Origin of the sequence: Paracoccus sp. PARArs4 (genome assembly GCF_947311865.1) — a bacterium.
Taxonomy (GTDB): domain Bacteria; phylum Pseudomonadota; class Alphaproteobacteria; order Rhodobacterales; family Rhodobacteraceae; genus Paracoccus; species Paracoccus zeaxanthinifaciens.
Window position 1 is genome coordinate 1 of record NZ_CAMZMW010000012.1, and the last position, 21,777, is coordinate 21,777.

General features: G+C 63.9%; 24 protein-coding genes. 8 read left to right on the forward strand and 16 right to left on the reverse strand.

Going from position 1 to position 21,777, the window contains the following annotated elements:
• Window positions 1-86 precede the first annotated feature (86 nt).
• The 9 genes from rfbA to hrcA all read right to left on the reverse strand — a co-directional run bounded on the left by rfbA (window position 87) and on the right by hrcA (window position 7,951).
• Window positions 87-959, reverse strand: a complete 873-nt coding sequence (gene rfbA, locus QMZ16_RS10975; protein WP_282603288.1) for a glucose-1-phosphate thymidylyltransferase RfbA — start codon at window positions 957-959, stop codon at window positions 87-89.
• Window positions 956-1,813: a dTDP-4-dehydrorhamnose reductase gene (rfbD, locus tag QMZ16_RS10980; protein ID WP_282603289.1), complete on the reverse strand. Its 858-nt coding sequence runs from the start codon at window positions 1,811-1,813 to the stop codon at window positions 956-958. Before rfbD ends, rfbA begins: the two co-directional genes overlap by 4 nt.
• The gene (gene rfbB, locus QMZ16_RS10985; RefSeq protein WP_282603290.1) at window positions 1,813-2,850 is read right to left on the reverse strand and encodes a dTDP-glucose 4,6-dehydratase; all 1,038 of its coding nucleotides are present in this window, start codon (window positions 2,848-2,850) and stop codon (window positions 1,813-1,815) included. Before rfbB ends, rfbD begins: the two co-directional genes overlap by 1 nt.
• On the reverse strand, window positions 2,847-3,407 hold the full coding sequence (gene rfbC / locus QMZ16_RS10990; protein WP_282603291.1) for a dTDP-4-dehydrorhamnose 3,5-epimerase: 561 nt from the start codon (window positions 3,405-3,407) through the stop codon (window positions 2,847-2,849). The genes rfbB and rfbC overlap by 4 nt, the downstream gene beginning before the upstream one ends.
• 78 nt (window positions 3,408-3,485) lie before the next feature.
• A complete protein-coding gene (gene fghA, locus QMZ16_RS10995) occupies window positions 3,486-4,319 on the reverse strand; it encodes an S-formylglutathione hydrolase (protein WP_282603292.1) in 834 nt (277 codons plus the stop codon).
• 54 nt (window positions 4,320-4,373) lie between these two features.
• Window positions 4,374-5,006 carry an ATP-dependent Clp protease proteolytic subunit gene (locus tag QMZ16_RS11000; RefSeq protein WP_022708041.1) on the reverse strand — a complete coding sequence of 211 codons (633 nt, stop codon included), beginning with the start codon at window positions 5,004-5,006 and terminating at the stop codon, window positions 4,374-4,376.
• 81 nt (window positions 5,007-5,087) lie between these two features.
• Window positions 5,088-6,215 carry an S-(hydroxymethyl)glutathione dehydrogenase/class III alcohol dehydrogenase gene (locus tag QMZ16_RS11005; protein ID WP_022708042.1) on the reverse strand — a complete coding sequence of 376 codons (1,128 nt, stop codon included), beginning with the start codon at window positions 6,213-6,215 and terminating at the stop codon, window positions 5,088-5,090.
• A gap of 146 nt (window positions 6,216-6,361) precedes the next feature.
• Window positions 6,362-6,889 (reverse strand): nucleotide exchange factor GrpE, encoded by a 528-nt coding sequence (locus QMZ16_RS11010; RefSeq protein ID WP_282603293.1) that lies wholly within the window; start codon window positions 6,887-6,889, stop codon window positions 6,362-6,364.
• Between the two features lie 6 nt (window positions 6,890-6,895).
• Window positions 6,896-7,951, reverse strand: a complete 1,056-nt coding sequence (gene hrcA, locus QMZ16_RS11015) for a heat-inducible transcriptional repressor HrcA (RefSeq protein WP_022708044.1) — start codon at window positions 7,949-7,951, stop codon at window positions 6,896-6,898.
• Window positions 7,952-8,023: 72 nt separating this feature from the next.
• Here hrcA and rph point away from each other — a divergent pair, with 72 nt between their 5' ends.
• From rph to QMZ16_RS11035, 4 genes are read left to right on the forward strand one after another with little or no spacing between them, the layout of a single operon-like run.
• Window positions 8,024-8,737, forward strand: a complete 714-nt coding sequence (gene rph / locus QMZ16_RS11020; RefSeq protein ID WP_282603294.1) for a ribonuclease PH — start codon at window positions 8,024-8,026, stop codon at window positions 8,735-8,737.
• Entirely contained in the window at window positions 8,734-9,351 is a 618-nt protein-coding gene (gene rdgB / locus QMZ16_RS11025) for an RdgB/HAM1 family non-canonical purine NTP pyrophosphatase (protein WP_282603295.1), read from the forward strand. The genes rph and rdgB overlap by 4 nt, the downstream gene beginning before the upstream one ends.
• Window positions 9,335-10,519, forward strand: a complete 1,185-nt coding sequence (hemW, locus tag QMZ16_RS11030; protein ID WP_282603296.1) for a radical SAM family heme chaperone HemW — start codon at window positions 9,335-9,337, stop codon at window positions 10,517-10,519. Before rdgB ends, hemW begins: the two co-directional genes overlap by 17 nt.
• A 1-nt stretch (window position 10,520) precedes the next feature.
• Window positions 10,521-10,877, forward strand: coding sequence for a YbaN family protein (locus QMZ16_RS11035; protein ID WP_022708048.1), 357 nt, complete (start codon window positions 10,521-10,523; stop codon window positions 10,875-10,877).
• A gap of 43 nt (window positions 10,878-10,920) precedes the next feature.
• On the opposite strand, the gene QMZ16_RS11040 is transcribed toward QMZ16_RS11035, so the two are convergent.
• The 7 genes from QMZ16_RS11040 to hemJ form a co-directional block, all read right to left on the reverse strand.
• Window positions 10,921-11,820: a ParB/RepB/Spo0J family partition protein gene (locus QMZ16_RS11040; RefSeq protein ID WP_282603297.1), complete on the reverse strand. Its 900-nt coding sequence runs from the start codon at window positions 11,818-11,820 to the stop codon at window positions 10,921-10,923.
• Window positions 11,820-12,605, reverse strand: a complete 786-nt coding sequence (locus QMZ16_RS11045; protein ID WP_282603298.1) for a ParA family protein — start codon at window positions 12,603-12,605, stop codon at window positions 11,820-11,822. Before QMZ16_RS11045 ends, QMZ16_RS11040 begins: the two co-directional genes overlap by 1 nt.
• Window positions 12,598-13,191: a 16S rRNA (guanine(527)-N(7))-methyltransferase RsmG gene (rsmG, locus tag QMZ16_RS11050; protein ID WP_282603299.1), complete on the reverse strand. Its 594-nt coding sequence runs from the start codon at window positions 13,189-13,191 to the stop codon at window positions 12,598-12,600. The genes QMZ16_RS11045 and rsmG overlap by 8 nt, the downstream gene beginning before the upstream one ends.
• On the reverse strand, window positions 13,188-15,056 hold the full coding sequence (gene mnmG / locus QMZ16_RS11055) for a tRNA uridine-5-carboxymethylaminomethyl(34) synthesis enzyme MnmG (RefSeq protein ID WP_282603300.1): 1,869 nt from the start codon (window positions 15,054-15,056) through the stop codon (window positions 13,188-13,190). Before mnmG ends, rsmG begins: the two co-directional genes overlap by 4 nt.
• A gap of 2 nt (window positions 15,057-15,058) precedes the next feature.
• Window positions 15,059-16,324, reverse strand: a complete 1,266-nt coding sequence (gene mnmE / locus QMZ16_RS11060; protein ID WP_282603301.1) for a tRNA uridine-5-carboxymethylaminomethyl(34) synthesis GTPase MnmE — start codon at window positions 16,322-16,324, stop codon at window positions 15,059-15,061.
• 10 nt (window positions 16,325-16,334) lie between these two features.
• Window positions 16,335-17,606, reverse strand: a complete 1,272-nt coding sequence (gene rho / locus QMZ16_RS11065; protein ID WP_022708054.1) for a transcription termination factor Rho — start codon at window positions 17,604-17,606, stop codon at window positions 16,335-16,337.
• 129 nt (window positions 17,607-17,735) lie between these two features.
• Window positions 17,736-18,182 (reverse strand): protoporphyrinogen oxidase HemJ, encoded by a 447-nt coding sequence (hemJ, locus tag QMZ16_RS11070; RefSeq protein WP_282603302.1) that lies wholly within the window; start codon window positions 18,180-18,182, stop codon window positions 17,736-17,738.
• A 501-nt stretch (window positions 18,183-18,683) separates the two neighbouring features.
• Between hemJ and QMZ16_RS11075 the strand changes: the two genes are divergently transcribed.
• The 4 genes from QMZ16_RS11075 to QMZ16_RS11090 are packed head-to-tail and all read left to right on the forward strand — an operon-like array spanning window position 18,684 to window position 21,770.
• Window positions 18,684-19,538, forward strand: a complete 855-nt coding sequence (locus tag QMZ16_RS11075) for a shikimate dehydrogenase (RefSeq protein WP_282603303.1) — start codon at window positions 18,684-18,686, stop codon at window positions 19,536-19,538.
• On the forward strand, window positions 19,535-20,122 hold the full coding sequence (coaE, locus tag QMZ16_RS11080; RefSeq protein ID WP_282603304.1) for a dephospho-CoA kinase: 588 nt from the start codon (window positions 19,535-19,537) through the stop codon (window positions 20,120-20,122). Before QMZ16_RS11075 ends, coaE begins: the two co-directional genes overlap by 4 nt.
• The gene (gene dnaQ / locus QMZ16_RS11085; protein ID WP_282603305.1) at window positions 20,115-20,822 is read left to right on the forward strand and encodes a DNA polymerase III subunit epsilon; all 708 of its coding nucleotides are present in this window, start codon (window positions 20,115-20,117) and stop codon (window positions 20,820-20,822) included. Before coaE ends, dnaQ begins: the two co-directional genes overlap by 8 nt.
• Before the next feature lie 54 nt (window positions 20,823-20,876).
• On the forward strand, window positions 20,877-21,770 hold the full coding sequence (locus tag QMZ16_RS11090; protein ID WP_022708059.1) for a YihY/virulence factor BrkB family protein: 894 nt from the start codon (window positions 20,877-20,879) through the stop codon (window positions 21,768-21,770).
• Window positions 21,771-21,777 lie beyond the last annotated feature (7 nt).

Below are 21,777 nucleotides of genomic sequence, written 5' to 3' on the forward strand. Positions count from 1 at the left end.
GCAAACCTTCTTCTCAGCAATAGCACTCGCTGCGACCGTAATCTTCTGGCTTTGAGAGAGAACGAGTCCTGACCCTAAATCGTTCGTCAGCCGAGAATCTGGTAAAGATATGCGCCATAGGCGTTCTTCTTGAATTTCTCGGCGCGGACGCGAAGCTGCGCCTCGTCGATCCAGCCCGCGTCGAAGGCGATCTCTTCGGGGCAGCCCGTCTGCAGGCCCTGGCGGTTCTCGAGCGTGCGCACGAAATTGCCCGCATCCAGCAGGCTGGCATGGGTTCCCGTGTCCAGCCAGGCAAAGCCGCGGCCCATCCGTTCGACATTCAGGATGCCGTCGTGAAGATAGCTTTCCAGGAGGGTGGTGATCTCCAGCTCTCCCCTGGGCGAGGGTTCGACCTTGCGGGCGCGTTCGGGCGCGCTGCCATCGAGGAAATAGAGCCCGGTCACCGCGTAGTTCGAGGGCGGGTTCGCGGGTTTCTCGATGATGGCGCGGGCGCGCATGTCCTCGTCGAAATCGACCACGCCGTAACGCTCGGGGTCGGAGACGCGATAGCCGAAGACCGTGCCGCCTTCGGGACGCGCATCCGCCGCCGACATCAGTTCGGGCAGGCCGTGGCCGAAGAAGATGTTGTCGCCCAGCACCATGGCCGAAGGTGCGCCGTCCAGGAAATCCTCGGCCAGGATATAGGCCTGCGCCAGCCCGTCGGGCGAGGGCTGGACGATCCAGGTGAAGCTGATGCCCCACTGGCTGCCATCGCCCAGAAGACGCTGGAACTGGCCCTGGTCCTCGGGGGTGGTGATGATCGCGATCTCGCGGATGCCGGCCAGCATCAGCGCACTGATCGGATAGTAGATCATCGGCTTGTCGTAGATCGGCAGAAGTTGCTTCGAAATGCCCATCGTGATCGGATAGAGCCGCGTGCCCGAGCCGCCAGCCAGAATGATACCCTTGCGGTTGGTCATTGCCCGTTCTCCAGTTCAATCAGGACCTTGGCCAGCCCCTCGCGCCAGTCCGGGCGCGAGATGCCGAAATCCCGCGAAATGCGGGTGCAGTCCAGCCGAGAGTTCAGCGGACGCCGTGCGGGGGTGGGGTAATCCGATGTCGGGATGCCCGCGACCTCGGGGGTCAGACCGGCCCGGGCGAAGATCGCTTGTGCGAAACCGGCCCAGGACGTGTCGGGCGCACCCGCGAAATGATAGAGACCGCCCTTCGCGGGATCCGCCAGCATGGCCTGGATCATGGCCAGCGCCGCCGCCGCGATGTCGGCTGCCGGGGTCGGCCCGCCGATCTGGTCGTCCACGATCGTCAGCCGGTCCCGTTCCGCCCCCAGGCGCAGCATCGTCTTGACGAAATTCGCGCCATGCGAGGAAAACACCCAGGACGTGCGCATCACGGCCCATTGCCCCCCGGCCTTGGCGATCGCCTGTTCGCCCGCAAGCTTGGTCGCGCCATAGATGCCCAAGGGGCCCGTGGGCGCGTCCTCGGCCCGAGGGGTGTCACCGCTGCCGTCGAAGACGTAATCGGTCGAGACATGCAGGAAGGGGATCCCCAGATCCGCGCAGGCGCGGGCCATCGCGGCCGGCGCCTCGGCATTGATGCGGTGGGCCAGCTCGGCCTCGGATTCCGCGCGATCGACGGCCGTGTATGCGGCCGCGTTGATGACCGCCCGCGGCGCGGCCGCACGGATCGCGGCCTCGCAGGCGGCGGGGTCCGACAGATCGGCCTCACCGCGCCCCAGGAAGGTGGCACCCGGCGCGATTCCGGCCAGTTCGGTGGCAAGCTGCCCCGAGCGGCCGAAGACCAGAAGCCCCTGCATCAGCCCGTTCCCAGGCGTTTGCCCACGCCTTCGCGTTCCAGAAGCGGCTGCCACCAGTCGCGATTGGCCAGGTACCATTCGACCGTGCGGCGCAGGCCCTGCTCGACGGTGACCGAGGGTTTCCAGTCCAGCTCGGACCGGATGCGGGTGGGGTCGATGGCATAGCGGCGGTCATGGCCCGGTCGATCCGTCACGAAGGTGATCAGGTCGGCATGGGGTGCGCCTTCGGGGTGCAGTTCGTCCATATGGGCGCAGATGGTGCGGACCAGGTCGATATTCGTCACCTCGTTCTCGCCGCCGATATTGTAGCTGCGGCCCAGATCGCCCTTCTCGGCGACCAGCAGCAGCGCGTCGGCATGGTCTTCGACGAACAGCCAGTCGCGGACATTGCCCCCATCGCCATAGACCGGGATCGACTGTCCCGACAGCGCCTTCAGGATCACGACCGGGACCAGCTTCTCGGGGAAGTGGTATGGGCCGTAATTGTTCGAGCAGTTGGTCAGGACGACCGGCAGGCCGTAGGTTTCGTGCCACGCGCGGACAAGATGGTCCGAGCCCGCCTTGCTGGCCGAATAGGGGCTGCGCGGATCATAAGCCGTGGTCTCGGTGAACTGGCCCGTCTCGCCCAGCGATCCGAACACCTCGTCGGTCGAGATGTGGTGGAAGCGGAACGTCTCGGGGCGCCCCTCGCGGTCCCAGTAGGCGCGCGCGGCCTCCAGCATGTTGAAGGTGCCGATGACATTCGTCTCGATGAAGGCGGCGGGGCCGTCGATCGACCGGTCCACATGGCTCTCGGCGGCCAGGTGCATGACGATGTCGGGACGATGCGTCGCAAGGATGCGGTCCAGCGATCCGCGATCGCGGATATCGGCATGTTCGAAGCTGTAGAGATCGCTGTCCGCGGCATCGCCCACGTTGCGCAGGTCGGCGGCATAGGTCAGCGCATCGACATTGACCACCTCGTGCCCGCGCGCGACGGCCAGCCGCACGACGGCCGAGCCGATGAACCCCGCGCCGCCGGTTACCAGAATCTTCATGTGTCAGCCTCGTAGGTGAAGGGTGATTCCCAATCCGCGAATGCGGGTGCCGCGCGATCCTTGTCCGACAGGATCGGCGTCTGCACGCCCCAGTCGATGCCCAGGCTGTCCCAGGCGACCGCCCCATCGGATTCGGCATCGTAATGCGCGGTGCATTTATAGACGATTTCCGTATCGGGCAGCAGGGTCGAGAAACCGTGCAGAAAGCCCGCCGGGATCCACAGCTGCCGCCCGTTCTCGAAGCTCAGCTCGGTGCCGAACCACTGCCCGTAGGTCGGGCTGCCGCGGCGGACATCCACCGCGACATCGAACAGGCTGCCGCGTCCGCAGCGGACCAGCTTGCCCTGCGCGCAAGGGGGTGCCTGGTAATGCAGCCCCCTGACCGTGCCCACCTGCGTGGACAGGGAATGGTTGTCCTGAACGAATTCGGGAAGCGCCACGCCGGCGGCTTCTAGGGTCCGGCGGTTCCAGCTTTCGGAAAAGAAGCCCCTGCTATCGCCATGACGCTTGGGCGTCAGGACAAGAACATCTGGTAACGGTGTAAACTCTACCTGCATGGGGACCTCGTGAACAACTCATCCATGTCTAGGATGAGCCGCCGTGCTTGTCAGCCCGTCGCAGATAATCCCGATAGTTCAGAGCAGTCTTTCCGCGTGGAAGAACACATGCTCCTCGATGAAGCTCTGGACGAACCAGTAGCTGTGATCGAAGCCCTCCTGCATCCGGAACCGACCCGGCTGGCGGCGTGCCGCCATCGCATGGGCCAGGCTTTCGGGCATCAGCAGGTCTAGGAACTGGTCCGCGCTGCCCTGGTCGATCAGCACGTCGCCCGGGAATCCGCGCGCGGTCATCAGAAGCGTCGCGTCATGGGCGGCCCATGCCGATTCGTCATCGCCCAGATAGGCCGCCAGCTGCTTGCGCCCCCAATCCGACCGCGTCGGGTTCGCGATGGGCGCAAGGGCCGACACGCTGCGGAAACGATCCGGCATGGTCATCGCGATGGTCAGCGCGCCGTGGCCGCCCATGGAATGCCCGGTGATGCCCAGCGCGCCTTCGTCGATGGGCATGTTCGCCCCCAGAAGCGCGGGCAGTTCCTCGGTGATGTAGTCCCACATGCGGTAATGCGGGGCCCAAGGGGCCTCGGTCGCGTTCACGTAGAAGCCCGCGCCCTGCCCCAGGTCATAGGCCTCGTCGTCAGCCACCCCTTCGCCGCGCGGCGAGGTGTCGGGAAAGACCAGCGCGATGCCCGCCTCGTCGGCATGGGCCTGCGCCGCGGCCTTGATCATCGCGTTCTCGTGGGTGCAGGTCAGGCCCGACAGGAAGAACAGCGCCGGGACGGGCGCGTATTTCGCGACCTCGGGCAGGAACAGCCCGAAGGTCATGTCGGTCCCCGTCGCGGTCGAGCGGTGGCGATAGACGCCCTGCGTGCCGCCGAAGCTGCGGTTCTCGGAGATGGTCTCGATGGTCATGGATGTTTCCCGGCCCGGATAGAGAAAGGGCGGGTCACCGACCCGCCCCGTTGTTCACTTCAGCTCGTCCACGCTGCTGATGACCTTGCCCAGAAGGCCGTAATCCAGCGCCTCCTGCGTGTTCAGCCAGAAGTCGCGATGCGTGTCCTTCTCGATGCGCTCCAGGCTCTGGCCGGTGGCATCGGCGAAGATCTGGTTCAGGCGGTCGCGCATCAGGCGGACCTGCTCGGCCTGGATCATCATGTCCGAGGACGTGCCGCCGATCCCGCCCGAGGGCTGGTGGATCAGGAAGCGCGTGTTCGGCAGGCAGAAGCGGTTCTCCTTCTCGGCGCCGACGAAGATCAGCGCGCCGGCGCTGGCGACCCAGCCGGACCCGATGGTGCGCACGGTGGGACGGATGAACTTGATCACGTCATGGATCATGTCGCCCGATTCCACGTGCCCGCCGGGCGAGGAGATCAGCATGTTGATCGGCTCGTCGCTTTCCTCGGCCAGGGCCAGAAGATGGGCGACGGTGCGCTGCGCCAGCTTGTCGTTGATCGCACCGGCGACGATCACCGTGCGCGACTTGAAGTACAGCTTGGCGATGCGGTCGCCTTCCGGCAGGCCGAGACCCTTGTCGCCATTGTCGCGGCGGTCGTCGTCTTCCTCGTGATCGTCGTCGTCATCCAGCCACTGGTGGCGCATGGCCTCATCCTTCTTGTTCTTTCGCAAGGGCGGCACGCGACAGGCGCGTCCCGCCTCTTCTACCTAAGCAGCCGTGTCAGATCAGTAAAGAACGACCGAGCGGATCGATTCACCGTGATGCATCAGGTCGAAACCCTTGTTGATGTCATCCAGCGGCATGGTGTGGGTGATCATGGGGTCGATCTCGATCTTGCCGTCCATGTACCAGTCCACGATCCGCGGCACGTCGGTGCGCCCGCGCGCGCCGCCGAAGGCCGTGCCCTTCCAGACGCGGCCGGTGACCAGCTGGAACGGGCGGGTGCTGATCTCGGCGCCCGCGGGGGCGACGCCGATGATGATCGACTGGCCCCAGCCGCGATGGGTGCATTCCAGCGCGTCGCGCATGACCTTGACGTTGCCGGTCGCGTCGAAGCTGTAATCCGCGCCCCCGATCTGATCCAGCGGGGTCTTCGTCAGGTTCACGATCTCCTGGACGACATCGTCGACCTTGGTGGGGTTGACGAAATGGGTCATCCCGAAGCGGGTCGCCATTTCCTGCCGGTCGTCGTTCAGATCGACGCCGATGATCATGTCCGCGCCCGCCATCCGCAGGCCCTGGATCACGTTCAGCCCGATGCCGCCCAGGCCGAAGACCACGGCCTTGGCGCCGATCTCGACCTTGGCGGTGTTGATCACCGCGCCGATGCCCGTCGTGACCCCGCAGCCGATATAGCAGATCTTGTCGAAGGGCGCGTCCTTGCGGACCTTGGCGACGGCGATCTCGGGCAGGACGGTGTGGTTGGCGAAGGTGGAACAGCCCATGTAGTGATGGATCGGCGTGCCATCCAGCATGCGGAACCGCGTGGTGCCGTCAGGCATCAGCCCCTGCCCCTGCGTCGCGCGGATCTTCGTGCACAGGTTCGTCTTGCCCGACAGGCAGGACGCGCATTCGCGGCATTCGGGGGTATAGAGCGGGATGACGTGATCGCCCGGCTGGACCGAGGTGACGCCCTCGCCCACCTCGAGGACGATGCCCGCCCCCTCGTGGCCCAGGATCGCGGGGAAGATGCCTTCGGGATCCGCGCCCGACCGGGTGAATTCGTCGGTATGGCAAAGGCCCGTGGCCTTGATCTCGATCAGGACCTCTCCGGCCTTGGGGCCGTCCAGTTCGACCTCCATGACCTCCAGCGGTTTTCCGGCCTCGAGGGCCACGGCGGCGCGGGTTCTCATCGCGATACTCCTTAAGATGCTCGGGCCTCGGTCGGGCCTTCCTATGTCGATCATGCCCCGACATGGCGGCGGGTTCCACCACCGACGCGGCATGGCCCGCATGCGACATCGAAGAACGCCGCCCGGTCGGGGCGGCGTTCGAAGGGTCAGTTTCCGGGGTTCGAGCTGACGCCCACCTTCGCGGGCCGCAACAGCCGGTCATGGATGCGGAACCCGTTATCCATGACCTGGATGATCTCTCCGGCGGTGGTGTTTGGAACCGGGGCCTCGAACATCGCCTCGTGGAAGGTCGGGTCGAACTTTTCGCCCAGCTCGGGGCGCAGGACCGTGATGCCGTGCTTCGAGAAGACGCTTTCCAGCTCGCGCAGGGTCAGTTCGACCCCCTCCAGCAGCGCCGAGGCCGCCGCGCGCTGTTCGTCGGTCGCGGCTGCCAATGCGCGGGTCAGCGCGTCGTGGACCGGCAGCAGGTCGCGCGCCAGGCGCGAGCCGCCATACTGTTCGGCGTCGCGGCGTTCCTTGTCGGCCCGCTTGCGGGCATTCTCGGCATCGGCCAGGGCGCGCATCCACTTGTCGCGCAGTTCGTCCCGCTCGGCCGTCAGCGCGTCCAGCGCATCATCCTGGGCCAGCGGATCTTCCAGCATGTCGTCGATCGGCTGTTCGTTCTGCTCGGTCATCTCAACTCATCCTTTCCGGCCGGACAGCACCCGCCCGACCAGTTGCGCGGTGTAATCGACGATCGGGACGATGCGGCCATAGTTCAACCGCGTCGGACCGATGACGCCGACCGCGCCTACAATCTTCCGGTCGGCATTCATATAGGGTGAAACCACCAGAGCGGAACCCGAAAGTGAAAAAAGCTTGTTCTCGGAGCCGATGAAGATGCGGACCCCTTCGCCATCCTCGGCCAGTTCCAGGAATTCGGCGATGTCGCGCTTGCGTTCGAGGTCGTCGAACAGCACCCGCACGCGGTCCAGGTCGGCGGCCTCGCTGTCCAGAAGGTTCGACCTGCCGCGCACGATCAGGCGTGGATCGGCGGCCTCGGCCCCCCACAGCGCGATGCCGGACTGCACCAGTTCGGCGGCCATCACGTCCAGTTCCTGCCGCCGCGCGGCGATCTGCTGGACTAGGTGGCCGCGCAGTTCGGCCAGGGTCTTGCCCTCGGCCATGGCATTCAGGAAGTTCCCCGCCTCGCGCATGGAGGACGGGGTCTGCCCCGGCGGGGGCGTGAAGATCCGGTTCTCGACATGACCGTCGGCAAAGACCAGCACGACCAGCGCCCGGTCCGCCCCGAGGCTGACGAATTCGATATGGCGGATCGGGGCCTCGTGCTTGGGCATCAGGATCAGCGACGCGCCGCGCGTGATGGTGGACAGCGCCGTGCTGACGCGGTCCAGCAGCACGCCGGTTTCCGGGTCGTCGTTCCCCAGCGTCTGGTCGATCGTCGCGCGGTCATCGGCGCTGACATTGTCGACCTCCATCATGCCGTCCACGAACAGGCGCAGCCCCATCTGCGACGGCAGCCGCCCCGCCGAGACATGCGGGCTGTCCAGCAGCCCCATGAATTCGAGGTCCTGCATCACGTTGCGCACCGTCGCGGCCGAAACCCGCTCCGACAGCGCGCGCGTCAGCGTCCGCGAGCCGACCGGCTCGCCCGTTTCCAGATAGCTTTCGACCACGCGGCGAAAGACTTCGCGCGATCTGTCGTTCAGCTCGTTCAGCAGCGATTCCTGGCTCATCTGCCTCGTGGGGTTGCGTGTCGTTGCCCTCGGGCGGTATTGGGCACCAACTCTCGGAAAAAAGGATGACCCATGCGCCCCTCTGGCCGGAATCTAAGCCAAATGCGTCCGATTTCAATTGAAACCGGCATCACGAAGCACGCCGAAGGCTCCTGCCTGATCCGTTGCGGCGACACCCATGTCCTGTGCACCGCCACGATCGAGGATCACCCCCCGCGTTTCCTGAAGGGAACGGGCCTGGGCTGGGTCACCGCCGAATACGGCATGCTGCCCCGCGCCACCAATTCGCGCAACCGCCGCGAAGCCGCAACCGGCAAACAGTCGGGCCGCACGCAGGAAATCCAACGCCTTATCGGACGCAGCCTGCGCGCGGGCATCGACCGCAGCGCGCTTGGCGAACGCCAGATCACCATCGACTGCGACGTGATCCAGGCCGATGGCGGGACGCGCTGCGCATCCATCACCGGCGGCTGGGTCGCCCTGCGCCTTGCGGTGAACAAGCTGCTGAAGGCCGGCACGATCGGCAGCGATCCCATCGTCGATCACGTGGCTGCCGTCAGCTGCGGCATCTATGCCGGTCAGCCGGTGCTGGACCTGGACTATGCCGAGGACAGCGAGGCCGGCACGGACGGCAATTTCGTCCTGACCGGCGCGGGTCGCCTGATCGAGGTGCAGATGTCGGCCGAAGGGGCGACCTTCTCGCGCGATGAGATGACGCAGCTTCTGGACCTGTCCGAGGCGGGCATGGCCGAGCTGGTCGCCGCCCAGAAGGCCGCCATCGCATGAGGGCCTTCACCGAGGATCGCCTGCTGGTCGCCACGCATAACGCGGGCAAGCTGGCCGAGATGCGCGAGCTGCTGTCGCCCTTCGGGGTGACGGTGGTCGGCGGCGCCGAGATGGGCCTGCCCGAGCCGGACGAGACCGAGGAGACCTTCGTCGGCAACGCCCGCATCAAGGCCCATGCCGCCGCGAAGGCCACCGGTCTGCCCGCGCTCTCCGACGACAGCGGCATCTGCGTCGACGCGCTGGACGGCCAGCCGGGCGTCCACACCGCCGACTGGGCCGAGACCGGCAACGGTCGCGATTTCGCCATGGCGATGGAGCGTGTCTGGTCCGAAATCCAGTCCAAGGCCGCCCCTGCCCCGCATGGCGCGCAGTTCCGGTGCACGCTGGTCCTTGCCTGGCCCGATGGCCATGACGAGGTGTTCGAGGGCGTTCTGCCCGGACAGGTCGTCTGGCCCCCGCGCGGTGCCGAAGGGCACGGCTATGACCCGGTGTTCCAGCCCGATGGTCACGAGGTGACGCTGGCCGAGATGTCCTCGGCGCAGAAGAACGCGATCAGCCATCGTGGCCGCGCCGTGGCGCAACTGATCGAGGGACCCTTTGCTTCCCGCAAGTGACACCACCGCCGCCGGCGAGGATTGGCGCGCCGGCGGCTTCGGACTGTATGTCCACTGGCCCTTCTGCGCGGCCAAATGCCCCTATTGCGACTTCAACAGCCACGTCGTGGCGCAGGTCGACCAGGCACGTTGGGCGCGCGCTTTGTCGTCCGAGATCGCACGCCTGGCCGCCGAAACGCCGGGCCGCCACCTGCGCAGCATCTTCTTCGGGGGCGGAACGCCGTCGCTGATGCTGCCCGAAACGGTGGATGCGGTGATCCGCGCCGCACGCGCGGCTTGGGGCTTTTCCAACGATATCGAGATCTCGCTCGAGGCGAATCCGACCAGCGTCGAACGCGGCCGGTTCGAGGGGTTTGCACAGGCGGGCGTGAACCGCCTGTCGATGGGCATCCAGGCGATGAACGACGACGACCTGCGCCGCCTTGGCCGGATGCATTCCGTGGCCGAGGCGCAGGCCGCGTTCGATGTCGCCCGCGATGCCTTTCCGCGCGTCAGCTTCGACCTGATCTATGCTCGACAGGGGCAGTCCCGCGACGATTGGCGGCACGAACTGCGGCAGGCGCTGTCGATGGCGGTCGATCACCTCTCGCTCTATCAGCTGACGATCGAGCCGGGGACCGCCTTCGGCGCGCGCGCCGAGGCCGGCAAGCTGCGCGATCTGCCCGACGACGACGTCTCTGCGGACATGTATGCCGACACGCAGGAGATCTGCGAGGCTGCCGGCATGGCGGGCTACGAGATATCCAACCACGCGCGTCCGGGCGCCGAGAGCCGCCACAACCTTGTTTATTGGCGCCAGGGCGACTGGGCTGCGGTCGGTCCCGGCGCGCATGGTCGCCTGACCCTGCCCGAGCGCCGCATGGCCACCGAGGCGCTGCGCGCACCCGGCGAATGGCTGAAGGCGGTCGAGGCGTCGGGAACGGGCGAGTTGCCCCGCGCGTTCATCCCCCGATCCGAACAGGCGACGGAATACCTGCTGATGTCGATGCGACTTGCCGAAGGGCTGGACGAGGCCCGTTTCGCCGCGCTTGCAGGCCAGACGCTGGACGAAAGCCGCATCGCGCATCTTCTGGAACTGGGAATGATCGAGCGTGGCGATGGCCGTATCCGCGCCACCCGCGACGGGCGCCCCGTCCTGAACGCGATCCTGCGCGAGCTGGCGGTCTGACATGCGGCGCGGGATCTGGCTTGCGGTCGGATGGTTCTTCATGGCGCTCGCCGTCATCGGCATCGCCCTGCCCGTCCTTCCGACCGTGCCCTTCCTTCTGGTCGCCGCATGGGCCTTCGCCCGATCCTCGCCCGCGTTGGAGCAGCGCATCCGCGATCATCCACGCTATGGGCCGCCGGTGCGCGCGTGGCAGGAACGCGGTGCCGTGGGTCGCATCGCCAAGATATGGGCGATCAGCGCGATGAGCGCGGGCGTCGTGATTTCATGGGCTTACGGGATGCCGCCTTGGGTCGTCGCCACCCAGGCAGCCGTGGCGATCTGTGTCGGCGCCTTCCTCGTGACACGTCCCGAAGCGTGACACCAGATGGGGGTGCCGCAGATGCGGCATCCCCTGCATTTCGTCAGCTTCCCAAGATCTGGCAGAGCTTGTCCAGCTGATCCAGATCCTTGTAGCTGATCGTGATCTGACCGCCCTTGGCACCTGCATGGTTGATCGAGACCTTCATCCGCAGATGTGCGCCAAGATCCGATTCGAGCGCGCGGGTGTCGGCGTCCTTTTCCTGCTGCTTGCGCTGTTCCTTCGGAGCCTCGGATCCCGACTGGTTCAGCTTGCGGACAAGATCCTCGGTTTCTCGGACCGACAGGCCCTTCTCGATCACCTTCTTGGCCAGCCCCAAGGGGTCAGGCGCGGTGATCAAGGCGCGGGCGTGACCGGCGCTCAGCTTGCCATCCTTGACCAGCTCCTGAACCTGATCGGGCAGATTCAGCAGGCGGAGAAGGTTCGCGATGTGGCTGCGGCTCTTGTTCAGCGCCTCGGCCAGGCGTTCTTGGGTATGCCCGAACCGGTCCATCAGTTGACGGAACGACGACGCTTCTTCGATCGAGTTCAGATCGGCCCGCTGAATATTCTCGATGATCGCGACTTCGAGGACCTCGTTGTCCGAGAAGTCGCGGATGATCACCGGAAGCTCGTGCAGCTGCGCCATCTGCGCAGCGCGCCAGCGACGTTCCCCTGCGACGATCTGGAACAGGTCGCTGTCCTTCGGATGAGGACGAACGATCAGCGGCTGCAGAACGCCGCGAGATTTCAGCGATTCGGCCAGCTCGCGAAGCGCTCCCGGATCGAATGCGCGGCGGGGTTGGTCGGGATTCGCGGTGATCTGCTCGATCGGAATCAGCGTTCGATCCTTGGACGGCTTGATACTCTCGCCCCCGGACGGGCCTGCAGCGACGTCGATATCCGCCATCAGCGCAGACAAACCTCGACCCAACCCACGTTTCGCAAGCTTGTTCTCTGCCATCATGACACCTCCGGGACCAGTTTCAGACGCGCGAGGAACTCTGCCGCGAACTGACGATAGGCGGCGCTGCCCTTCGAGTTCGGATCATACGCCAGAACCGGCTGCGCGAAAGAGGGAGCTTCGGAAACACGAACATTTCTCGGAATGACAGTCGGATAGACCAGTTCACCAAGCGTGGCACGGGCGTCGGCCTCGACCTGTTGCGACAGGTTGTTGCGGTTGTCCGACATGGTCAGCAGGACGCCATTGATTCGAAGTTTGGGGTTCGCGGATTCACGGACCTGCCGAAAGGTACCCAAAAGCTGCGTAAGCCCTTCAAGCGCATAGAATTCGGCCTGAAGCGGGATCAGGATGCCGGTCGCAGCGACCATCGCGTTAAGGGTCAGCAAGCCCAAGGTCGGCGGGCAGTCGATCAGGATGATCGTCCCCTCTGGCGCCTTTGCCAGCTGTGCGTCCAAACGCTTGATCCGGTCGGAATGCTGGGCAAAATCGACATCGGCGGATGAAAGATCCGAGGTCGCCGGAACCAGCATCAGATCATGCACATCGGTCGGTTGCATGATGGACTCGATATCCGCCTCGCCCGTCAGAAGATCATAGACCGTCTTTTCCCGCTGATCCGTCTCGATCCCCAGCCCTGTCGACGCGTTCCCCTGCGGATCCAGGTCGATCAGGATCGTCTTGTGCCCTGCCTCGGCAAGTGCGGCCGCGAGGTTCACCGCGGTGGTCGTCTTGCCCACCCCACCCTTCTGGTTTGCGATTGCGATGACATGCTTATCAGGCATGGGAAACCTCGGATATTCTGAGAATTGCTGCTTCTTGGTCGGTGATACTTGGGATCGCGTCGACCGAAAAGCGCCAATCCCGCTTGGCGAGCGCAACCTCGTCGGGCCAGGTCCTCCCCTTCATGAAATACGCCGTGCCTTCGGGTTTGAGATGCCGTTGGCAATAACCGAGAAGCTCAGGCAGGGCGGCCAATGCCCTGGCCGATAGGTGGTCGGCGTTCTGAGGGCGCGCTACCTCGATCCGACCCGTAAGGACAGAGGTGCGAGCCAAGGACAGTTCTCTTATCGCAGTTCTTAGAAAGGTCGACTTTCGTTGATCGCTTTCGATCAGCACAATCTCCAAGTCGCATTGCTGAAATGCAGCAGCTACGACAATTCCTGGGAACCCGCCGCCGCTTCCAATATCGACCCATTTCCCCTTCGGATCGACAACCGCCGCAGTCAGTTGCATGCAATCGGCAATATGACGATTCTCAAGATCGTCCAACGTCGAAGGTGCAACCAGATTGATCTTTGGATTCCATTTGCGGACAAGATCGGCATAGGCCGCAAGCCGATCCTGTGTTTCACGTGAAACAGTACTCACGCGCGCTTCCTTTCGCGGATACGCGTTGCTGCCAGCAGTATCGTCAAGCCAGCGGGCGTCATACCTTCGATCTTCTCTGCCTCGGCAAGCGTGACAGGTTTGGCTTCGGACAGCTTGCGAACCAATTCGCCCGACAGCCCTCCAAGTGCTTTGTAGTCAAGGTCAGACGATAGAACGATCGATCCGCTTTCGCGCAGGGCCTCTGCATCGCGAGACTGACGCTCGGTATACTGGCTATAGAGCGCATCGTTCTGCAGCTGCTTCAATGTGCTATTCGTGATCCCCTCAAACTCGCTAAAGCAGGAAATAAGGCGATCAACGTTAATATCTGCGAGCCCCAGCAGCTCAAACAAACTTCGTTTGCTCCCGTCTTGACGCACCTGAAACCCGAGACCTTTTAACTCAGTCGGCGAAACCTTGCGATCCTCCAGCGCATTTCGGGCCTTCAAGTATGCGGCCTTCCGGATAGCAAAAGAGCCCGCCCGAGGCTCAGCGACGAGCCCCAGTTCAATCCCCATCGGTGTCAGCCGCTGGTCCGCATTATCGGCACGCAGGGAAAGCCGAAATTCAGCGCGCGATGTGAACATTCGATATGGCTCAGTGACACCACGCGTCGTCAGGTCATCGATCATCACGCCGATGTAGCTATCCGCCCTGCTAAACACGACAGGCTCGGCACTGGCAGCGTGGCGCGCAGCATTCACGCCAGCGACAAGCCCTTGGGCGGCGGCTTCTTCGTAGCCCGTAGTACCGTTAATTTGGCCAGCGAAGTATATCCCCTTAGCCTTCCTAACCTTCAGCGATGCATCCAGCGCCCTTGGATCCACATAGTCGTACTCGACCGCGTATCCCGGCTGCAGGATCTCAACATTCTTCAGCCCTTTCATTGTACGGACATACCGAAGCTGGACGTCTTCGGGCAAAGAGGTCGAGATGCCGTTTGGATAAACCGTGAAGTCGTCCAACCCCTCGGGTTCGAGGAATACCTGGTGCGATTCCTTATCTGCGAACCGAACGACCTTATCCTCGATCGACGGGCAATATCTCGGACCTCTTCCTGAAATATGCCCACCATACATTGCAGATCGATCCAGATTCTCCGTGATGATACGGTGAGTTTCAGGATTGGTATGCGTTATCCCACAGGAAATCTGTTTCGCTTCCGGCGCATCGTTCAGATACGAGAAGACGACAGGCTCATCGTCGCCCGGTTGGTTGTCCAGAACACCCCAGTCGATGGTTCGCCCATCCAACCGAGGCGGCGTACCAGTCTTGAGCCGGCCAAGCGGCAACTCCAACTTTGCCAGTGCGCCCGCCAAGCCAGTCGAGGCCTTATCGCCCCACCGCCCAGCCTTGCGCGAGACATCACCAATATGAATTGTTCCATTCAAGAAGGTGCCGGTTGTCACGACGACCGAACGCGCCCGAAGCTCTGCCCCGTCGGCCGTTTGCACTCCCTCAATCGTATCGCCCTGACGCAGAAGATCAGACACCTCTGCATAGATCAGCTCCAGATTCGGGTAGTTCTCGACGATCTCCAGCGCGACGCGACGATAAATCGCGCGGTCCATCTGCGCACGCGGTCCCTGCACTGCCGGTCCTTTTCGCCGGTTCAGCAGTCGAAACTGGATGCCCGCGCGGTCAGCAATGCGCCCCATCACACCGTCAAGCGCGTCAACCTCTCGAACCAAGTGCCCCTTACCCAATCCGCCGATTGCCGGATTGCAGGAAAGCGTCCCGATATCTTCTTTCCGCATCGTGACCAGACAAGTCTTGGCACCCATACGCGCCGCAGCGGTAGCTGCCTCCAAGCCCGCATGCCCGCCGCCAACCACGACAACATCAAATTGTTTCACGTGAAGCATTCTCATTTTCCGATGCAGAACGAAGAGAAGATAAGATCAAGATAGTCCTCCGCGTCGATTCGACCAAGAAGTCGATCAAGCGCCGAGTTACAGACTCGCAAGGATTCGCTGACGAGTTCGACGGGCAGATCTTTGGTACCGGTAAGCGCCATCGCTGCGACCGACAGTTCCTTCAACTGCCGCTCGTGACTTACAATTCCCGCCGCGGCGGTTTGATCAGCCAAACGATCATGGATCCTGGTCAGCAGTTGGTCGATTCCCTGCCCCGTCACCGAGGATATCTGAACATCTCCAAGATTCACGCCAAGGTCGGCTCGGCTTGATACGCGCAGGTCACCATCTTTCCACAAATCAAACGAAACCTCTCCGGTATCGGACATATGGAGCCGCATGTCGGCATCTGCCGCACGCTTACGCGCACGACCGATCCCGATCGACTCGACGGTATCGTCGGATTCGCGCAACCCGGCGGTATCCAGAACCGTCACCGCAAGACCCTGCAGATCCATGCGAACTTCGATCACATCGCGCGTCGTGCCCGCGATATCAGAGACAATCGCAACTTCGCGCTTGGCCAAGCGATTCAGAAGAGACGATTTTCCGGCGTTTGGCGGGCCGACGATGGCGATCTCGAAACCTTCGCGGATCCGCTCTGCGGCCGAGAACCCGTCGATCTCTCGTTCGATCTCTGCCCGCAGCTTGTCGATCAACTCGAAAGCCCTGTCTGGAACCTCTTCCGGCACGTCCTCATCGGCGAAATCGACGCTGACCTCGACCAAGGCACCGGCCTCGATCAGCCAGGACCGCCATATCTCGGCTTTCTTCGCCAATTCACCGGACGCGGCACGCAATGCCAGTTTCCGCTGCGCTTCCGTTTCGGCCGCCAGAAGATCGCCCAATCCCTCGATCTCGGCCAGGTCCATCCGACCATTCAGGAAGGCGCGCCGCGTAAATTCTCCAGCTTCGGCTGGTCGCAGCCCCTGGTTCAGAAGCGCCCGGACCGCCCGACGCACCACGACCAGCGCGCCATGCAGATGTAGTTCAGCGACCTCTTCGCCCGTGAAACTGCTTCCGGCGGCGAACCATATCGCCAGGACCTGATCGATATTCTCGCCCTCATCTACCAGATCGCGGAAATAGGCATGCCGCGGCTTCGGCATCGGACCGACCAGCTTCTCGGCAGCCGCGCGCGCGCCACTTCCGCTGAGGCGGATGACGGAAACGCCCCCCCGCCCAGGCGGGGTGGCTTCTGCGAAAATCAGGTCCATGCTTGCCTCGTCAGGCGTTCATCGAGTCAAAGAACTCGGAGTTGGTCTTGGTCTGTTTCAGTTTCGAGATCAGGAACTCGATGGCGTCGGTCGTGCCCATCGGGTTCAGGATACGGCGCAGCAGATAGGTTTTCTGCAGGTCCTTGCTGTCGACCAACAACTCTTCCTTGCGCGTGCCCGATTTCAGGATGTCCATCGCCGGGAAGACGCGCTTGTCGGCCACCTTGCGGTCCAGCACGATCTCGCTGTTGCCGGTGCCCTTGAACTCTTCGAAGATCACTTCGTCCATGCGCGAACCGGTATCGATCAGCGCGGTCGCGATGATCGTCAGCGAGCCGCCCTCTTCGATGTTCCGCGCGGCGCCGAAGAACCGCTTCGGGCGCTGCAGCGCATTCGCATCCACACCACCGGTCAGCACCTTGCCCGAGCTGGGCACCACGGTGTTGAAGGCTCTACCAAGTCTTGTGATCGAATCCAGAAGAATCACAACATCTCGTTTGTGCTCGACCAGGCGCTTGGCCTTCTCGATCACCATCTCGGACACGGCGACGTGGCGGCTTGCGGGCTCGTCGAAGGTGGAGGACACGACCTCGCCGCGGACCGAGCGCTGCATGTCGGTGACTTCCTCGGGGCGTTCGTCGATCAGCAGCACGATCAGATAGCACTCGGGGTGATTCTTCTCGATCGAATGCGCGATGTTCTGCAGCAGCACCGTCTTACCGGTGCGCGGAGGCGCCACGATCAGCGAACGCTGGCCCTTCCCGATGGGCGCCACCAGGTCGATGATGCGCGCGCTGCGATCCTTGATGGTCGGATCCTCGATCTCCATCTTCAGGCGATCGTTGGGATAAAGCGGCGTCAGGTTGTCGAAGGCGACCTTGTGGCGGGCCTTCTCGGGGCTCTCGAAGTTGATCCGCTCGACCTTGGTCAGCGCGAAATAACGCTCGTTCTCGCCCGGAGCGCGGATCACGCCCTCGACGGTGTCGCCGGTGCGCAGCGAATGCTGGCGGATCATGTCGGGGCTGACATAGATGTCGTCCGGACCCGGAAGATAGTTCGCCTCGGTCGAGCGCAGGAAGCCGAAGCCGTCCTGAACGACCTCGAGGACGCCCTCGCCGCCGATTTCCCAGCCCTCCTCGGCATGCTCCTTCAGGATCGAGAACATCATCTCGCCCTTGCGCATGGTCGAGGCGTTCTCGATCTCCCATTCCTCGGCCATCGACAGCAGGTCTGCCGGGCTCTTGGCCTTCAGATCGGACAGGTTGAGACGTTCTTCGGTCATATCGGCATGAACCCTCGGCCAACCGGCATCATGCGGCGGCGTTGCAGACTTGTATCGGAGAATCCCGTACCGGACGGCCGGGCTTGGAGGGCGAGATAAGCCCCCGCGACCCACGAGTCAATCTTCGGCTCAGAACTTCACGATGACCGAGGTGACGATGACGATCATCAGAAGGGTCGGAACCTCGTTCATCATCCGGTAGCGACGGCCCGTCCCGATGCGCCCCCGCGCCAGCATCCGCCTTTCACGGGCGCACCACATGTGGAACCAGGTCATCCCGATGACCGCGGCCGCCTTGGTCCAAGGCCAAACCATTGAAAACGATACGATTCCCGGCGTCAGAACCAGTGACATCCCGCTGATCCAGGTGGCGATCATGGCCGGGTTCATGATCACCCGAAGCAGCTTTTCCTCCATGATCGCAAAGCTTGCGACGGGCTCCTGGCCGCGGTCCGCACGCTCGGCGTGATAGACGAACAGCCTTGGCAGATAGAACAGGCCCGCCATCCAGCTGATGACGGCCATGACGTGAAACGCCTTCACCCAAGGATAGATCAGGCCAAGCCAGTCGAACATCCGGACCTCCGTTCCCTCTCCCTTAAATAAAGAAAGATAAGAAAGGAATGATGTTGAAGTAGGGCCTGTTGATAGGGGGATTACAGGCTTTCTCGCGACTCGTTCCCCAGATTCTCGACCCTGTGGAAAACCCTGTGTATTTACTGTGCGAGAACTGAAAAGCCATTTGTAAACAATCACTCACGATGTGGATAACTTTGCGGATAATGAAATGGCCGCCGATTCGCCCACAACCGAGTTATCCCGCCGTCCCTGACGGTCCACCTGTGGAAAACGCGTCCTGGTTCCGCCTCCGTTCCAGGTCCTGAATCGACCGAATCAGCATACGCTGCGATTCGCCCTCGTGATTCGACCCGATTCCCCCAAGAACTTGTCCACACCGACCTGCGGACAGATGCGCCGCTTTCGCCACAGAGAGCGAATCATCGGCCCAGACGACCTTTTTTCCCGAGGGATCGCGGCATAGGCTGCCTGTGCAGAACTTCAGCGATCCAAGGCCAGATGACCGACGAGACAGCCACCGCCCCGATCAGCCACGCCCCCCTCGCTGGGGTCATCGGCATGCCAATCGCGCATTCGCAGTCGCCGAAGCTGCACGGATACTGGCTGAATCGTTACGGCCTGTCGGGGCATTACGTGCCGATCCCGGTCATGCCCGAACACCTGGCCGAGGTTCTTCGCATGATGCCCCGCATGGGATTCGTCGGCGCGAACGTGACCATCCCCCACAAGGAGGCCGTCCTGACGCTTGCCGACACGGTCACCGACCGCGCGGCCCTGATCGGGGCCGCGAACACGCTGATCTTCCGCCCCGACGGCAAGATCCATGCCGACAACACGGACGGCTACGGCTTCATCGCCAATATCCGGCAGCATGCGCCGGACTGGGATGCGGGGGCCGGTCCCGCCGCGGTCATCGGCGCGGGGGGCGCCGCGCGCGCGGTCGTGGCCTCGCTTCTGGACAGCGGCGCGACCGAGCTGCGCATCGCCAACCGCACCAGGCTGCGGGCCGAACAGATCAAGGCCGAATTTGGCGCAAGGCTGGTCGTCTACGATTGGGCGCAGGTCGGGAACATGCTGGACGGGGCTGCGACGGTGGTGAACGCGACCTCGCTCGGGATGGACGGCAAGCAGCCGCTGCGCATTCCGCTGGAGGCGCTGTCGCCGGATGCGCTGGTCACGGACCTGGTCTACACCCCGCTGATGACTCCCTTCCTGACCGAGGCGTCCGAGCGCGGCTGCCATGTCGTCGACGGCCTTGGCATGCTGCTGCACCAGGCCGCACCTGGGTTCGAGCGCTGGTTCGGCCACCGCCCCGAGGTCGATGACGAGACCCGCCGGCTGATCCTCTCATGACCTATCGGCTGGGCCTGACCGGCAGCATCGGCATGGGCAAGTCGACCACGGCCCGCATCTTCGCAGATCTGGGCCATCCGGTCTGGGATGCGGATGCGGCGGTGCACAGGCTCTATGCCCGCGGGGGCGCGGCGGTCGGTCCGGTGGGCGACCTGTTTCCCGGTGCCATCACCGACGGCGCGGTCGATCGCGCGGCGCTGAAGCGTGCCATTGCGCGCGACGATACCGCGCTGAAACGGCTGGAGGGTGTCGTCCACCCGCTGGTCGCGGCCGACAGGGATGCCTTCGTGGCAGCCCATGCCGATACGCCGCTGGTGGTCCTGGACATCCCGCTGCTGTTCGAAAGCGCGGCCCCGCCCGAACTGGACGGGATCGCCGTCGTCTCGACCGATGCGGCGACGCAGCGGCAGCGGGTTCTTGCCCGCCCCGGCATGACCGAGGAAACCTTCGCGATGATCCTTGCGCGCCAGATGCCGGACGCCGATAAGCGCGCCCGCGCCGATTGGGTGATCCCGTCGGATACCCTCGATGCGGCGCAAGATGCCGTCCAGAAGATCGTCCAGAAGGTGACCGCCCATGCGTGAGATCGTGCTCGATACGGAAACCACAGGCTTCGACGCCGAGGGTGCCGACCGCATCGTCGAGATCGGCGCGCTGGAGCTGCTGAACCACCTGCCCACGGGCAACACGTTCCACGTCTATATCAACCCCGAACGCTCGATGCCCAAGGAGGCATTCGACGTCCACGGTCTTGGCGACGAGTTCCTGGCCGACAAGCCCAAATTCGCCGAGGTCGCGCAGGGCTTCATCGACTTCATCGGTCCCGATGCGAAGCTGGTGATCCACAACGCCGCCTTCGACATGAAATTCCTGAACGCGGAACTGCGCCGCGCGGGCCATGCGACCCTGCCCTGGGCGCGGGCGCTGGATACGCTGGCGCTGGCGCGGGAACGGTTCCCCGGCTCTCCGGCGACGCTGGATGCGCTCTGCCGTCGCTTCGGCGTGGACAATTCGGGGCGCGAACTGCACGGCGCGCTGCTGGACAGCGAGTTGCTGGCCGAGGTCTATCTGGAACTGATCGGGGGGCGGCAGCCGGACCTGGTGCTGGGCGGCCCCTCGCAGGACCGGGACGACAAGGATGCCGAGGGCGCGGTCATGCGCAGCCGCGCCAAACGCCCGCGCCCCCTGCCGTCCCGCCTGTCCGAGGACGAGGCCCGCGCCCATGCCGAATTCGTGGCATCCCTGGGCGAGGAATCCCTCTGGGCGCGGATGTCGCAGGGCTGAGCCTTGCCAGCGGGGCCACGGCCCCGCATGCTGGTCGCGTCAACGGGAGGTCGGATGCTGGAACGTCTGCGCGACTTCGGAAGCTTTCTCGGGGCCATTCTGGAACGGATGGACAAGACCCACATGACGCTGATCGCGGCCGGGGTCGCGTTCTATTCCATGTTCGCGGTCTTTCCGGGCCTTGCCGCGATCATCGCGTTGTGGAGCCTGTGGTTCGATCCGGCCGTCGTGCTGACCTATCTGGAGGTCGCGCATGAATTCCTGCCCGAGGGCGCGGCCACGCTGGTCGACGACCAGGTGATGTCACTGACCTCGAACGGGCGCACATCGATGGGCTGGACGTCGTTTCTGTCCTTCATGATCGCGACCATTGCCGCGCGGGCAGGCGTGGACGCGTTGATCCGCGGGCTGAACGCGGCCTATGGCGTGCGGACCCATTCGACCATCTTCGGCTTCGTGCTGGCCTATGCGCTGACGCTGGTGATCGTGGGGATATCGCTTGCGGGCCTTGCGACCATCGTCATCGTGCCGGTGGTGCTGAACTTCTTTGTCATCGCGCCGCTGCGGTCGATGCTGCTGACCTATCTGCCCTGGGCCGCGCTGTTCATGCTGGTGATCCTGACCATCGGGATCCTCTATCGCTATGGCCCGAACGTGAAGACGCCGCGCACGCCGATCTTCACCTGGGGGGCGGTCTTCGCGGCGCTGCTGTGGTCTGCGGGCTCGATCGCGTTTTCCAGCTATCTGGGCAGCTTCAACAGCTACAACCGCATCTACGGGTCCATCGGGACGGTCGTGGCGCTGCTGATGTGGTTCTATGTCGCCGGGTTCTCGGTGCTGCTGGGGGCACTGGTGAACGTGGAACTGGCCCGCAGGCGTCGACTGCGCGCCGTCCGGGAGGCGCGCGAGGAATTCATGCAGATGGCGGGGAAGGACGCGGCGGGCTGACCCGCCG

Coding starts and splice junctions, on each gene's coding strand:
- rdgB (WP_282603295.1), top strand. CDS start 8,734: ATGAGGGCCTTCACCGAGGATCGCCTGCTGGTCGCCACGCATAACGCG.
- QMZ16_RS11090 (WP_022708059.1), top strand. CDS start 20,877: ATGCTGGAACGTCTGCGCGACTTCGGAAGCTTTCTCGGGGCCATTCTG.
- QMZ16_RS11045 (WP_282603298.1), bottom strand. CDS start 12,605: ATGCCTGATAAGCATGTCATCGCAATCGCAAACCAGAAGGGTGGGGTG.
- QMZ16_RS11040 (WP_282603297.1), bottom strand. CDS start 11,820: ATGGCAGAGAACAAGCTTGCGAAACGTGGGTTGGGTCGAGGTTTGTCT.
- QMZ16_RS11035 (WP_022708048.1), top strand. CDS start 10,521: ATGCGGCGCGGGATCTGGCTTGCGGTCGGATGGTTCTTCATGGCGCTC.
- coaE (WP_282603304.1), top strand. CDS start 19,535: ATGACCTATCGGCTGGGCCTGACCGGCAGCATCGGCATGGGCAAGTCG.
- QMZ16_RS11005 (WP_022708042.1), bottom strand. CDS start 6,215: ATGAGAACCCGCGCCGCCGTGGCCCTCGAGGCCGGAAAACCGCTGGAG.
- rph (WP_282603294.1), top strand. CDS start 8,024: ATGCGCCCCTCTGGCCGGAATCTAAGCCAAATGCGTCCGATTTCAATT.
- rfbB (WP_282603290.1), bottom strand. CDS start 2,850: ATGAAGATTCTGGTAACCGGCGGCGCGGGGTTCATCGGCTCGGCCGTC.
- mnmG (WP_282603300.1), bottom strand. CDS start 15,056: ATGCTTCACGTGAAACAATTTGATGTTGTCGTGGTTGGCGGCGGGCAT.
- hrcA (WP_022708044.1), bottom strand. CDS start 7,951: ATGAGCCAGGAATCGCTGCTGAACGAGCTGAACGACAGATCGCGCGAA.
- dnaQ (WP_282603305.1), top strand. CDS start 20,115: ATGCGTGAGATCGTGCTCGATACGGAAACCACAGGCTTCGACGCCGAG.
- rfbD (WP_282603289.1), bottom strand. CDS start 1,813: ATGCAGGGGCTTCTGGTCTTCGGCCGCTCGGGGCAGCTTGCCACCGAA.
- mnmE (WP_282603301.1), bottom strand. CDS start 16,324: ATGGACCTGATTTTCGCAGAAGCCACCCCGCCTGGGCGGGGGGGCGTT.
- QMZ16_RS11075 (WP_282603303.1), top strand. CDS start 18,684: ATGACCGACGAGACAGCCACCGCCCCGATCAGCCACGCCCCCCTCGCT.
- fghA (WP_282603292.1), bottom strand. CDS start 4,319: ATGACCATCGAGACCATCTCCGAGAACCGCAGCTTCGGCGGCACGCAG.
- rho (WP_022708054.1), bottom strand. CDS start 17,606: ATGACCGAAGAACGTCTCAACCTGTCCGATCTGAAGGCCAAGAGCCCG.
- QMZ16_RS11010 (WP_282603293.1), bottom strand. CDS start 6,889: ATGACCGAGCAGAACGAACAGCCGATCGACGACATGCTGGAAGATCCG.
- rfbA (WP_282603288.1), bottom strand. CDS start 959: ATGACCAACCGCAAGGGTATCATTCTGGCTGGCGGCTCGGGCACGCGG.
- rfbC (WP_282603291.1), bottom strand. CDS start 3,407: ATGCAGGTAGAGTTTACACCGTTACCAGATGTTCTTGTCCTGACGCCC.
- hemJ (WP_282603302.1), bottom strand. CDS start 18,182: ATGTTCGACTGGCTTGGCCTGATCTATCCTTGGGTGAAGGCGTTTCAC.
- QMZ16_RS11000 (WP_022708041.1), bottom strand. CDS start 5,006: ATGCGCCACCAGTGGCTGGATGACGACGACGATCACGAGGAAGACGAC.